At 70.4% G+C, this 12,659-nt stretch carries 13 protein-coding genes; 5 read left to right on the forward strand and 8 right to left on the reverse strand.

The window, feature by feature from the left end:
* Window positions 1–207 precede the first annotated feature (207 nt).
* Window positions 208–1,056 (forward strand): MOSC domain-containing protein, encoded by an 849-nt coding sequence (locus tag IEZ21_RS36290; protein WP_189326079.1) that lies wholly within the window; start codon window positions 208–210, stop codon window positions 1,054–1,056.
* 40 nt (window positions 1,057–1,096) lie between these two features.
* Here the strand turns inward: IEZ21_RS36290 and IEZ21_RS48970 are convergent, their stop codons facing one another.
* Both IEZ21_RS48970 and IEZ21_RS36300 read right to left on the reverse strand, forming a co-directional pair.
* Window positions 1,097–1,333 carry a hypothetical protein gene (locus tag IEZ21_RS48970; protein ID WP_189326080.1) on the reverse strand — a complete coding sequence of 79 codons (237 nt, stop codon included), beginning with the start codon at window positions 1,331–1,333 and terminating at the stop codon, window positions 1,097–1,099.
* Window positions 1,334–1,487: 154 nt separating this feature from the next.
* Window positions 1,488–2,465, reverse strand: a complete 978-nt coding sequence (locus IEZ21_RS36300; protein ID WP_189326081.1) for a phosphotransferase family protein — start codon at window positions 2,463–2,465, stop codon at window positions 1,488–1,490.
* A gap of 173 nt (window positions 2,466–2,638) precedes the next feature.
* On the opposite strand from IEZ21_RS36300, the gene IEZ21_RS36305 reads away from it, so the two are divergent.
* From IEZ21_RS36305 to IEZ21_RS36315, 3 genes are all read left to right on the forward strand, one after another.
* Window positions 2,639–3,133, forward strand: coding sequence for an FBP domain-containing protein (locus IEZ21_RS36305; protein WP_189326082.1), 495 nt, complete (start codon window positions 2,639–2,641; stop codon window positions 3,131–3,133).
* 148 nt (window positions 3,134–3,281) lie between these two features.
* Window positions 3,282–4,532, forward strand: a complete 1,251-nt coding sequence (locus IEZ21_RS36310) for an FUSC family protein (RefSeq protein ID WP_189326083.1) — start codon at window positions 3,282–3,284, stop codon at window positions 4,530–4,532.
* 91 nt (window positions 4,533–4,623) lie between these two features.
* Window positions 4,624–5,859 (forward strand): lactonase family protein, encoded by a 1,236-nt coding sequence (locus tag IEZ21_RS36315; RefSeq protein ID WP_189326084.1) that lies wholly within the window; start codon window positions 4,624–4,626, stop codon window positions 5,857–5,859.
* Here the strand turns inward: IEZ21_RS36315 and IEZ21_RS36320 are convergent.
* A complete protein-coding gene (locus IEZ21_RS36320) occupies window positions 5,827–6,552 on the reverse strand; it encodes a DUF2470 domain-containing protein (RefSeq protein ID WP_189326085.1) in 726 nt (241 codons plus the stop codon). The two genes, IEZ21_RS36315 and IEZ21_RS36320, sit on opposite strands and share 33 nt — an antisense overlap.
* Before the next feature lie 119 nt (window positions 6,553–6,671).
* A complete protein-coding gene (locus IEZ21_RS36325) occupies window positions 6,672–7,502 on the reverse strand; it encodes a pentapeptide repeat-containing protein (protein ID WP_189326086.1) in 831 nt (276 codons plus the stop codon).
* 175 nt (window positions 7,503–7,677) lie between these two features.
* Here IEZ21_RS36325 and IEZ21_RS36330 point away from each other — a divergent pair, with 175 nt between their 5' ends.
* Window positions 7,678–7,878, forward strand: a complete 201-nt coding sequence (locus tag IEZ21_RS36330; RefSeq protein ID WP_189326087.1) for a DUF5999 family protein — start codon at window positions 7,678–7,680, stop codon at window positions 7,876–7,878.
* Window positions 7,879–7,915: 37 nt separating this feature from the next.
* Here the strand turns inward: IEZ21_RS36330 and IEZ21_RS36335 are convergent, their stop codons facing one another.
* The 4 genes from IEZ21_RS36335 to IEZ21_RS36350 all read right to left on the reverse strand — a co-directional run bounded on the left by IEZ21_RS36335 (window position 7,916) and on the right by IEZ21_RS36350 (window position 12,611).
* The gene (locus IEZ21_RS36335) at window positions 7,916–8,659 is read right to left on the reverse strand and encodes a PIG-L deacetylase family protein (RefSeq protein ID WP_189326088.1); all 744 of its coding nucleotides are present in this window, start codon (window positions 8,657–8,659) and stop codon (window positions 7,916–7,918) included.
* Window positions 8,660–8,723: 64 nt separating this feature from the next.
* Window positions 8,724–10,025: an alpha/beta fold hydrolase gene (locus tag IEZ21_RS36340; protein ID WP_189326089.1), complete on the reverse strand. Its 1,302-nt coding sequence runs from the start codon at window positions 10,023–10,025 to the stop codon at window positions 8,724–8,726.
* Between the two features lie 56 nt (window positions 10,026–10,081).
* The gene (locus IEZ21_RS36345) at window positions 10,082–11,107 is read right to left on the reverse strand and encodes a LacI family DNA-binding transcriptional regulator (RefSeq protein WP_189326090.1); all 1,026 of its coding nucleotides are present in this window, start codon (window positions 11,105–11,107) and stop codon (window positions 10,082–10,084) included.
* Between the two features lie 79 nt (window positions 11,108–11,186).
* On the reverse strand, window positions 11,187–12,611 hold the full coding sequence (locus IEZ21_RS36350; protein WP_189326091.1) for a BNR repeat-containing protein: 1,425 nt from the start codon (window positions 12,609–12,611) through the stop codon (window positions 11,187–11,189).
* Window positions 12,612–12,659 lie beyond the last annotated feature (48 nt).

Below are 12,659 nucleotides of genomic sequence, written 5' to 3' on the forward strand. Positions count from 1 at the left end.
ACTCGATCCTCTCAGGGAATCGAGCCTCCATCAGACCCGGAGCGGTTCAGTCTGCGACGGCCGTACCGAAAACGCAGTCCCACGTGAGTGCCTGATTATGCTGGCGTACACGTGAACGCGCCCAGCCACACAGGGGTGGCGTCAGAGACGCCATCACCCTGATCTGGAACGTACCCGGGGCGGTGTGACAGCGCCCATGATTGATCCATGGGAATTGTGACGGCGTTACGCCGGTATCCGGTGAAGTCCATGGTCGGCGAGGCTCTGACAAGCGTGGCGGTCACCGCACGCGGGCTGTGCGGAGACCGGGTGTCCGCCGTTCTCGACGATGCGGGCACAGTCGGCAGCGCCAAACACCCCCGCAAGTGGGGCCCGTTGCTCCGCTGCCGCAGCAGGTTGACCAGCACCGACACGGTCGTGGTCGAGCTGCCGGACGGAATCGTTCTGTCGGCCGGAGACCCTGACCTGGACGCGCGGCTGTCCAAGCTGCTGGGCCGCCACGTTTCCTTGTCGGCCACCCCACGGGAGCATGGCGGCGCGCTCGAGCGGGCAGTACCCGAATACGAGGGCGGTGTCCCAGACGCCGTGCGGAGCACAGCAACCACCGACGCTACTGGAGCGGCCATCACCTCCGGTCAGGTCGCACCGGGGACCTTCTTCGACTACGGCGCAGTCCACCTCGTCACCACAACCGCCCTGGCGCGGCTGCGGGCCACGTACCCCACCGGAGACTTCGACCCGCGCCGCTTCCGGCCCAACCTGGTTGTCGACACGCCCGACGGGCCAGGCTTCCCCGAGGACGCCTGGATACATTCCCGTCTGCGCATCGGCGAGGCTGTCTTCCGGGCCGTGGTGCCCACACCCCGGTGCGTGATCCCCACGCTCGCTCAGGAGGAGTTGCCACCCGACCCCGGCATCATGCGTGCGGTCGCCCGCGAGCACCGCATACCAGTCTTCGACCTGGGCCGACTGTCGTGCGTTGGGGTATACCTGGACGTCCTGGAACCCGGCACGGTCCGGATCGGCGACTCGGTCACCAGACTGGGCAACTCGTGACCAGTGGTGTGACGGCTCGCTCAACGCGGCGACAAGCAGGCTACGACGGCCACGTGATGGGGCCAATCGACTCGTTCACGACGGGCCTCGAAGATCGTGAGGGGAGCTGCACGAGGCGCTGCAGACGAGCCTGCGCGACCACGCCGGTCTGGGCGCGCCCCGCGCCGCCGTCCTGGGCACCCTGCTGCTCCAGGCCGAGAACATCTGGGCCGAGGCCGAGGCCGAGGCCGAGGCCGAGCGGCCGGGCCGGGCGCAGCGCACATGAGGCATCGACCATGAGACATCGATCGTGACGCATTTCACGATTGACCTGCACGGACCTGGGAACCCCCGCCAGTAGTTTCCCGTTGAATAAGTCGTGGGACCCCGACCGTGATTCCCCCGTCCGGTCGGGGTCCCTTTCCGTTCCGGGGCTCGCCAAGGCCGGAGACTTACACGTCGAGTTCATCCAGGGCAGCGGTCAGTTCCGGAGAGACGGCCTTGCGGACCCAGGACTCGTTCTCCTTGCCCGAGGCTCGAGGGACGAGCTCGATGTGCATGATCAGGTAGAGGTAGCTGCGGTAGAGGGCGAGACGTCGACGGGCAGCGGGGGTGAACTCGGCGTGGCCGCCCGCCTCCTGGTAGCCCGCCAGGAACGCCTCGTCCTGCTTGATGTCGCCGAGCAGCGCCAGAGAGACGAAGTCCGCCAGCGGATCGCCCCAGAACATGCGCTCGCCGTCGATCAGCCCACCGATCACGGGTGACGCGCTGCCCTCCGGGCGCTCGACCAGGACGTTCCCCTGCCACAGATCGAAGTGCACGAGGCACGGCTCCGAGACCTTGTCGAGCGCGTCGTACGCGGCCTTGGCCGTCCGGGCCACCTCGTCCACCGGCCTGGGCAGCCACGCACGATAGCGGCGGGCGTCGTCCAGAACGGCGTCGTACATCGTGGTGAAGGCCGTACGCCAGTCTTCGGCCAACGGCCCGAGGGCACCGGACGGGTATCCGTAGCCGGGCCCGGTCACCCGGTGGAGTCGGGCCACCTGCCGCCCCAACTCCCTACGAAGGCCGGCCTGTTCGCCGTCCGCGATGGAGGAGTCCCACGGTTCCCCCGGGCATGCCGTCATCAGCAGATAGCGCCCGGTGGACGCGGACTCGTCCAGACAGACGCCCACCACACGCGGTGCGACCACGTCGACTGTGGCGGCGGCCCGGTAGAACTCCGCCTCGGAGGCGAGCAGTTCACGCTCGTGACTCATACCGGGGGCGGCGGACGGGGGCGGGACCTTCAGTACGTACCGACTGCCGTCGTCGAGCAGCAGCTCCTCGACGGCGTTGTACGTCCCTCCGTCCAACGACCGACAGCGAGCAAGCCGTTCCCCCGCCACCCCGACCGCCTCAAGGATCCGCTGAGCCCGCTCCTCCGACATCCTGCCCCCACCCCGTTCATGGTCCGGCCTCCGGTTCGGGTACAGCGTACGGTCCCCGAAATCCATTGGTGCACCTCGATATGGCTATGTAGCGTAGGTTAAAACCTAGTGGCCCTAGGTTTTGCCACCGGCCCGACCGGCCGACAGCCCCGACCCTCAGAAGGACCCGCACGATGCGACCACTCACCGAGCAGGACATACGCAACTCATTCATCAACTGCTCCAAGGGAGAGGCCAAACGCCTGGCGATACCGCGCGACCTGGCCGAACGCCCGTGGAACGACCTGGACTTCCTCGGCTGGCGAGATCCGGGAGCGCCCGACCGCAGCTATCTCGTCACCGAGCGCGAGGACCGGCTCGTCGGTGTGACCCTGCGCTTCCCGTCCTCGCAGCGTGGCTTCCTGCACCGCAGCATGTGCTCCCTGTGCATGACGACCCACCCGGGCAGCGGGGTCTGTCTGATGACGGCGCGCAAAGCGGGCGCGGCAGGCCGCGAGGGCAACTCCGTCGGCGTCTATATGTGCGCCGACCTGGCCTGCTCCCTGTACGTACGCGGCAAGAAGATCCCGGAGTCCGGACTCCGCATCGAGGAGAGCCTCACGGTGGAGCAACAGATCGCCCGGACGACGGGCCGTCTCTCCGCCTTCCTGGACAAGCTGTACACCTGACCCCGGCCGGGCCACCCGGCCTGGCCCCGGCCCGCCACCAGGGCCGTGTCAGACTGGCCGCTCGGCCGGCGTGTCCCCGCCGTCCCTCCGGGTGAGCCGCACCGTCAGGACACGTTCGGTGCGGCTGCGGAAGGGGAAGTGGCCAAAGATGCGGGATGTACGTGAGGCATGGGCCGCCGCCGCGGCCCAGGTCGCGAAGTGGCGCCAGGAGCCGGTGATCGTCCAGACCGTGCGGTCGGCCGCGGCCGCGACGGTCGCGTACGTGGTCGCGCTGCAGTTCAGCCCGGAGGTGGCACCGCTCACCGCTCCGCTGACCGCACTCCTCGTCGTCCAGGTGACCCTCTACTCCACGCTCACCACGGGCGTACGCCGGGTGAACTCCGTGGTGGCAGGCGTGCTCCTCGCCATCGCGTTCAGCGCCATCGTCGGACTCACCTGGTGGAGCCTCGGCCTGCTGATCCTCGCCTCGCTGGCCGTCGGCCACCTGGTGCGGGTCAGCGAGTTCGTGCCCGAGGTGGCGATCAGCGCGATGCTGGTCCTCGGCGTCACCAGAGTCGGCGACACGGCCTGGGCGCGGGTGCTGGAGACCGTCATCGGAGCCGTGGTCGGGCTCGGCTGCAATCTGCTCTTCTCTCCCCCGGTGTGGGTGGGCGCGGCCGGCGAGTCCATCGAGGATCTGGCCCGCCGTATGCGGCAGTTGATGCTGCTGGTCGGCGAGGAGGCGGGCGGGCGTACCCCCGTGGCATACGCGGCGGAACGCCTGTACGAGGCCCGTCGCCTCGACCACGACATCGTCGAGGTGGACGCGGCTCTCAAGCAGGCCGAGGACAGCCTGAAACTCAATCCCCGGGTGCGCGAAGGACTGCTGCACCGGGTCGTCCTGCGGACCGGACTCGACACGCTGGAGATCTGCACGGTGGTCCTGCGGGTACTCGCCCGCAGCCTCACCGACCTCGCCAGGACGCGTGATCCCGACGAGCGGCTGTTCGAGCGGGAGACCGGCGCGGCGGTGGAGCAGCTGCTGGCCGAGGTCGGCGATGCCGTGGTCAGTTTCGCCGTCCTGGTCACCACCGACGTCAGCCGCAGTGCGGAGTCCGCGGAGGCCCGGCTCGCCACCGAACTGGCCTCGGCGACCGCCACCCGCGACAAGCTGGCCCAGCTCATGCTCGACGAGGTGCAGCGGGACGCGCGCCAGTGGCAGCTGCACGGCGCGGTGCTCACCGAGGTCACCCGGATCCTCGACGAACTCGACATGGAGCGCCGCTCCGACCGGCTCCTGGAGGAACTGGACCGCTGCACGCGCGAGCAGAGCGAACGCATGCCCAGCCTGACCCGCATGCGCCGCCGTCTGCGGGGGCTCCGGCGGAAGCCTCGTAGCGCCTCGGACCGAGCTGCCTGACCCGCCACTCGGAGCCGCATTTGCCCCGCACCGCCGCGAGCGGTCAAGGTGGGCTGTCACGGCCGAGGCGATCGAGACCAGAGGTGCGGGCATGGGCAAGGGTGCGGAACCGGCGCGAGGCGCGCTCAGCAGGCGCCGTTTCGTCAGGGTCGGGGCACTCGCGGCAGCCGCGGTGACCGCCCCGGCCGGCTGCGGCACCCAGGACACCCAGGACCGCCCCGAGGCCGCCACCACCTCCACCACCGCGCGTGCCGCGTCCCCCTCCACCTCCGCGAAGCCCCGCCCCACCGGCCCCCGCCCGCTCTTCCTCGGCACGTACACCTCGGCCGAGGGCGGCGGCACCGGCATCGGACTCGCGACGTACGACATCACCACGGGCCGTATCACCGGCACGGGAACCCTCACCGGCATCGGCGACCCGTCCTATCTCGCGGCGCACCCGGACGGCCGTACGCTCTACGCGGTCAACGAGCGCGAGGACGGCGGCGTGACAGCGGTCCGGCTGTCAACAGGCGGGCAGCACAAGGTACTTGGCACGCGCGCTACGGGAGGTGCCGCTCCCACCCATCTGTCCGTGCACCCCGGCGGGCGCTGGCTCCTGAGCGCCAACTACGGGTCCGGCAGCGTGGCGGTGCACCCCATCGAGGCCTCGGGCGCGCTCGGCGAGCGTACGGATCTGGTCACACACTCCAGCCCGCCGCCCGGCCCCGGCCAGGAGGGACCGCACGCGCACCAGTTCATCACCAGCCCGGACGGCGGCCATGTGCTCGCGGTCGATCTGGGCACGGACACGGTCTACACATACCGCCTGGACGAATCCGCGGGCACCCTCCGCCCGGTCTCCCAGGCACGCACACGCCCGGGTGCGGGCCCGCGCCATCTCACCTTCCATCCCGGCGGCCGCTTCGCCTACCTGGCGAACGAACTCGACAACACGGTCACGGTGTGCGCCTACGACCCGGCGACGGGACGGCTGACGCCGGGCGATCCGCAGTCCACGGGCACGGGCGAGGGCACGAGTTACCCGGCGCAGTTGCTCGTCACGCCGAAGGGCTCGTACGCGTATCTGGCCAACCGCGGCCACAACAGTCTGGCCCGGTACGCCGTCGAGGCGGACGGGGCCCGGCTGCGTCTGCTGGACACCGTGCCCGTGCGCGGCGACTTCCCGCGGCACATCGCCTTCTCGCCGGGCGGGAACCTGCTGTTCGCCGCGAACCAGAAGTCGAGCACGGTCAGCGTCTTCCACGTCGACGAGAAATCCGGCGAACTACGGCTCGCGGGCGAGCCGTTCGCGTCACCCGTCGCCGTCTGTGCGCTGCCGCTGTAGGGCACGGGGGCAGGTTCCGGCGCCGGCCTGGGCGAGGAGGATGTGCATGCGTTCCGTCAGCTGGCCGAGGTCGTCGGCGGGCCGGTGGAAGGGCAGCCGTACGTCGCCGTGGTCGCGGGAGCGCTCGATGCGCAGGGTCAGCGCGTGCCGGTCGACGGCGAGCGGCTGGACGCGTACTGCACCGTGCAGGTTGTCGGGCTCGACGAGGCGGGTGAGCCGCTCGACGGCGTCCGGGTGGGCGTCGGCGAGGTGGGTCAGCAGCCGGGCCTCGGCGGTGGCCAGCGGGTCGGGTTCGGCTCGGGCGTACTCCTCGCGGTCGACCACGACCGCCCCGCCGCCGTCGCGCAGCACAATGCGCGTCGGGCTGAACGCGAGGTGTCCCTCCTCGGGCTTGAACCAGCCGGCCATCCAGAGCCGGGCGCGGATGCGGTTGCGTACGGGGACGGGCGCCACATCGGCGAACTCGAGGACGGCGGACGGCTCTCCGCGTGGCGCGCAGATCGCGGCCGCGGTGAGCATGCTGTCGTCCGGCAGGTGCAGCAGCACGCGGCCGTCCTCGGCGACGGTGTGGACGCCGATGAACTCCTCGCGGCCGCCCTCGGCGGTCACCGCGCAGGACCAGGCCGTGGCGAGCACGGAGCGGGCACGCTGAGCCGTTGCCGGCACGGCGGTCCACGTGTGACGGTCACCCATCCCAAACCTCCCTTAGGTAAGCCTTGCCTAACCTACCCAAGATCTAGGCTCACGCCAACCACGTCAGGCCCTTTTCACAGGAAGGAGGCCCCTCGACCTCAGCGGACGGGCGATCGCCCTCAGAGCTGCGCTGTCCAGTGCACGGGTCGGGCGACCGTCTCCGGAAGCCTCGTACTCCCGCTCCCCCGGGCCGAGTTGAGCTGGGGCTGGGTCAGGAAGAAGGCGCCGGTCAGGTCCGCGTCCGTGAGGTCGGCGTCGCGGAGATCCGCGCCGATGAGGTCCGCGCCCCGTAGGTCGGCGCCGGTCAGGTCGGCGGCGATGAGGTAGGCGCCGCGCAGGTTGGCACCCCGGAGATCGGCTCCTTTGAGGCGGGCGCCCATGAGGTCTGCGCCCCGGCGGTCCTTCTTGCGGCCACGGGTGGCCGCCCGCACCAGCTCGCTCGTCCGCAGCAGGAGTTCGTTGACCTGCTGCCGGTGCGCACCCACGTCCAACTCACCCAGTTCCTCCGGGCTTTGGCGCGTGAATCGCTCGGTCTCGCGGAGCAGTAGACGGAGGTCGGCGTGCACCGGGCGGGCGGCGGGCAGGGTCAGCGCCTCCGTCAGGTACCAGAGCAGCTCATGCAGCTGCCGTACGACCGGAAAGACGTCGAACATCCGCCGGGCGCGCTCCGGCGTCCCCGACCGCCAGTCCTGGCCGCCGAAGGTGACCTGCGAGACCTGCTGCCCGGCGCCGAAGCAGTCGTAGACGGTGCAGCCGGTGAAGCCGCGCTGCCGCAGCTCGGTGTGGATGCCGCAGCGGGAGTCGGTGCGCAGGTGGGAGCAGGGTTTCCCGGCCTCCTTGTCGACCGCGAAGTCCGCCGAGGCCGAGAAGGGCAGCGCGACACAGCACAGGCCGAAGCAGCGGGTGCAGTCCGCGCGCAGATCGTGGAGGTCAAGGGGGTGGTCCGGCATGCCGGTCAGCCTACGTCGGGCTCGGCGGGACCCATCCGGCTCCCCTCCACCGAACGAATCCTCACCGATGAATTTCCGGCCTTGTGGGGGTCTCCACATACAGAGGAAAACAAGCTCCGCTACTACAGAGATACGAGCCCATAGGTACGAGCCACCCGAACCCGAGGAGAGCGTCATGTGCACCCACCAGCCGCCGTGCCCGACCGCCGAGAGCCCCGACCACCACGCCGCCGTGATCGTGTCCGCACATCCCGAGCAGGGCTGGTACCGGCTGTGCAACGGCACCATCGTCTTCGACGACACCGGCGAGCTCCTCCCCGACGGCCGCATCGTCAACCCGCACCGCGACCTCGGCCCGCTGACCGTGGCCGCCTGACCTACCAACTGAAGAGCTCGAAGGACCTACCGGGGACCTACCGGCCGAACAGCTCGAAGGCCACGGCCGGCTTCCCGCCGAAGCGTTCGCCCATCTCCTGCGCATAGCCGATCAGGAAGCCACGGACGTACGTCTCAGGGTCCTCGTCCGTCAACACCTCGATGTACGTGCGGTGCTCGAGCAGAGACCGCACCGCCCGCTCAAGCCCCGGCGTCGCGTCCACCGCGTGCGTGGGGCTCGCCGAACCGGCCACGGCGACCCAGCGGACCCCGTTCCAGGGCTCGATGCCCTGGTCGGCCAGTTCGGGGAAGATCCACCGGTTCCCCGCGTCGGCGGCGGCGTCGAGCGTCGCCCGGCCCACGGCGACATGGTCCGGGGTGTTCCAGCCGACCCCGCCCCAGGTGTCCCGGTGGTTGAGGGTGATGACCAGTTCGGGCCGGTACTTGCGGATCGCCGCCGCGATGTCCCGCCGCAGCGCGATCCCGTACTCGACGACCCCGTCCCTGTGGTCGAGGAACTCCACCTCGCTCACCCCGACGACGGCCGCACTGGCCCGCTGCTCCCGCTCCCGCAGGGGCCCGCACTCGGCCGGGTCCAGCGTGTCGATGCCTGCCTCACCACGGGTCGCCAGCACATACGCGACCTCCCGGCCCGCGTCCGTCCACACGGCGATCGCGGCCGAGCAGCCGTACTCGAGGTCGTCCGGGTGGGCCACCACGGCGAGAGCGCGCTGCCAGTCGTCGGGCATGGGCCTCAGCTGGTCGTTCGTCGGCTCCGTCATGGTGCGCAGATTAGTGCGGCCCGGTCGTGCGCGCAGAGCGATGTCCGGGCGGCGCGGCAGTCGTTCAGACCTCGTCTCGCGACATGGAGATCAGCCGGTCCAGTACGCGGGAGCCTCCCGCCCGTACTCCGTCGTGCTCGAACTCGTTCGTCACCCAGGCGCGCAGCCCTCGGATGGCCTGCGCCGTCTCCAGCGAGTGCTCGGTGTCGACGTACATGTCGTCGTGGTAGACGGCCGCGGCGACCGGGACCTCGTTGGCGGCGAGGCGGGCCGGGTCGTACAGCGGCAACCAGCCCTTGTTCTCGGCCAGTTCGTCGGCGGTCTCGCGCAGCGGGCGCAGCGCCGGGTCGCAGTCGAAGGTCCACGGGTGTACGGACTCGCCGGTGAACAGCAGCGGTCCGTCGCCGGTGAGCGTCTTGGCCGCGTCGAACTGCGGAAACTCGGCACGTACCCGCTCGGCGGCCCAAGCGGTGGGCGCCGCGTCCTGCCCGTAGCAGGCCTCGTGAATCAGCGCGTACAGCGGGTGGCCCACGAACGACAGCAGCCCTTGTGCCTCCTCCTGGAAGGCGTCGGAGAGGGCCGGGCCCTGCGGGGTGCGGACGAAGGCGTCCTCGAGGAGGTAGTGGAGGCGGTGGCTGCCGTCGCTCTTGCCGAGGACGATGCCGAGGGACTGGAAGGCCTCGACGGTGAGCCGGTAGCCGTTCGGCAGGACGACGTCGTGCGCCAGCAGGTGCTCGGCGATCCGCCGGGCCCGCTCGACGTCCTGCGGGTAACGGGCATAGTGCGCGGCGACCTTGCGCTCGATGCGCGGGTACGCGGCCCGGTAGACGTCGTCCGCGCCCGCGTCCAGGGAGGGCAGGCCACCGGTGATCAGGGCGGCGCGCAGGCCTTCGGGCGCGGTCGACAGATAGGTCACCGTGCAGAAGCCGCCGAAGCTCTGGCCGAGCACCGCCCACGGGGCGCCGCCGGTGACCGTGGGGCGGATGGCCTCGCAATCGCGGACGATGGAGTCGGCGCGGAAGTACGCGAGATAGTCGGCCTGTTCGCGTGGGCCACCGCGCAGCGGAAGCGTCTGGCGGTTGGCCGGTGTGGAGTTGCCGGTGCCGCGCTGGTCGAGGAGCAGCACCCGGTACTCCTTGAGGGCGCGGCCGAGCCAGGCCTGCTTGCCGATGAAGCGGTTGGCGCCGAAGCCGGGGCCGCCCTGCAGGTAGACCAGCCAGGGCAGGTCAGCCTCAGTCTTGTCGGTGGCGACGACTTCACGGGCGTACAGCTCGATCGTCTCCCCGTCCGGGGCGTCGTGGTCGAGGGGCACCGTGAAGCGGCGGTCGGTGAGGACGACGCCGGGCTGACGGTAACTGACGCTCACTGCGGCTCCCGAGGACGTACGGACTGGTCTTCCGGGGCCAGTTCAGCACATGGTCGTCAGCGCGGGGGCAGGCTGGAGCGGCGTACGACGAGTTCCGGCTGGAGTACGACGCTTCGGTGCTGGTGCGGGACCGGTGCTGTCTCGGACTCGGTCTCCTCCAGGAGGAGTTCCGCAGCGAGGGCGCCCATGGTCACGGCGGGCTGCCGTACGGAGGTGAGGGGGACGGCTGCGGCGGCCGCGAACTCGATGTCGTCGTAGCCGACGATCGCGAGGTCGTCGGGGACCGAGACGCCGGCCGCGAACATGGCCTGGAGGACGCCGAGCGCGAGCAGGTCGTTGGCGCAGAAGACGGCGGTCGGGCGCTCGGCGAGGCCGAGGAGCCGGGCGCCGGCGTCGCGCCCTGCGGCCACGTCGAGCCGCTCGGTGGGCAGCTCACGAAGGCGGTCGGCGCCGAGCCCGGCCTCGGCCAGCGCGTTCAGCGCGCCCGTGCGCCGGTCCCTGACCTGGTTCAGTCCGGGCGGCCCGCTCACATACGCGATGGAGCGGTGCCCGGCGTCGATCAGATGGCGTACGGCCAGTGCGCCGCCCGCCACGTCGTCGACCGACACCGAGCACTCGGTGGTGCCCTCGGCGACCCGGTCGACGAGCACGAACGGGATGCCGTGACGGCGGAACGCCGCGATGTTCCGCCCGGTCGCGTCGGCGGGTGTGAACAGCACGCCCCGTACCCGCTGTTCGGCGAAAAGCGACAGGTACTCGGCCTCCTCGCCCGGGCTCTGCGCACTGTTGCAGACCATCACGCCGAGCCCGGCGTCGCGGGCGGCGCGCTCGGCGCCGCGTGCCACGTCCACGAAGAACGGGTTGCCCATGTCCAGGACGAGCAGGCCCATGATCCGGCTGCGTCCGGCCCGCAGCTGCCGCGCCGACTCACTGCGGACATAGCCGAGCCGGTCTATCGCGGACAGCACGCGGGCACGAGTCTCGGAGGCGACCGTGTCCGGCCGGTTGATCACGTTCGACACGGTGCCCACCGAGACACCGGCGACACGGGCGACGTCCTTGATACCCACCGAATGAGCCATCAGGCAGGAACCTCCAGGGTGACGAGGAGCGGCGGGCAGGCCCTCACATTACCGGCGCGCCCACCGCCACGAGCTGCGCTCACGCGGGCAGCCGGAAGTCGACGACGTGGAGCGCCGAGGGCGTCGTACCGCTGGACTTCTCCTGGTACATGACCGACAGGACCCCGTCCTGCGCGATCCGCATCTCGTCGATCACCACCTCGCCGAAGGCGTTGAGCCCGGCGCCGTCGAACAGGATCGTCCAGTCGGTGTGTCCGGAGGCCACCGAGGCACCGGCGATCCGGCCGAACGGGAAGATCGCGTACGCGTTGTTGTACTTGTCGAGGACGAGCTTCGTGCGCTGGCTGGAGTTCAGCGGCACCGGTATCTCGGTCTTCTGCCAGGCGCCGGAGGAGCTCTTGCGGACAAGGAAGGCACGGCCGTTGGCGGTCCGGTTCGCGACGTAGTTCGTCGTGCACTGGCCGAAGCGGCCCGGTACGTAGCTGATGATGGCGTGCGGCCGGCCCGCCGAGTCCGTGAACTGGCTCTCCTGGTTCATCAGCGAGTGGTCCGGGTTGAGCGGGTCCACGACCAGTCCGGCGTCGTTGACGGAAACCCTGTCGGAGCCGCCGGTGGTGCCGACGACGGTGCCCGCGTTGTTGCGCCAGGTGCGTCCGCGGTCGTCCGAGTAGACGTAGCCGGTGTCGTGGTTGGTGATGCCGCCGCCGTTGCACATCACGGCAGCGTTCTGCTCACGCCACGTGAACATGGCGTGCAGGCGCCCGTTGCGGTCGTAGTCGATGCCGTGCAGGTACATGTTGCGGGCCGTGCTGGAGCCGTGCTCGCTGGTGTAGGTGCCGGTGGAGCTCGTCCACTCGCCGAGGTTGGTCCACCTGGTGCCGTCGTACTCCGCGAGCGCGTTGCGGCCGTTGCCGGAGACCGCCACGCGGTAGCTGAGCTGGAGCCTGCCCTCGGGGGTGGAGATGAACTGCGGGTACGTGAACTGCGAGGTGAGCGCCAGCCCGTCGAGGGTGGACTGCGGTGCGCCGAAGCGGCTCGTGGTCCAGCTCAGCCCGGCGGGGTCGTCGAGGAGCCCGGCCACCGACTTGATGTAGGTGAAGCCGTCGCTGTGCGAGTCCATGTTGAGGTGCAGCCGGCCGTCGGTCTTCGAGACGCCCAGGGAGATCACGTTGTGGGAGTCGTTGTAGCGCAGGGTGTGGCCGACCTTGACGGTGGACCAGGTGCTCGCGCCGAGGGCGCGGCGGCCGACGACGGCGTTGCGGTCGGCGGTGTACCAGGCGGCGTACTGGTAGCCCTTGTACGTGAACAGGCCGTTCTTCTGGAACGAGTTGTTGTTGACCAGTCCGTCGTACGACACGAAGAAGAGGGCCTGTGCGTCGAGGCGGCTGCTGCCGATGCGGGTGACCGAGGGGCCGGGGTCGGCGGCCCGTGCGGCGCCGGCGCCGAGGACCGGGCCGGCCACGGCACTGAGGATGGTGCCGGCCAGCAGCGTACGTCTTCTCATCTCGGGGGACTCCTTTGTCGGGCGAGATCGAGCACTTCCGTGGGGCGG

This window comes from Streptomyces flaveus, from assembly GCF_014647675.1.
Taxonomy (GTDB): Bacteria; Actinomycetota; Actinomycetes; order Streptomycetales; family Streptomycetaceae; genus Streptomyces; species Streptomyces flaveus.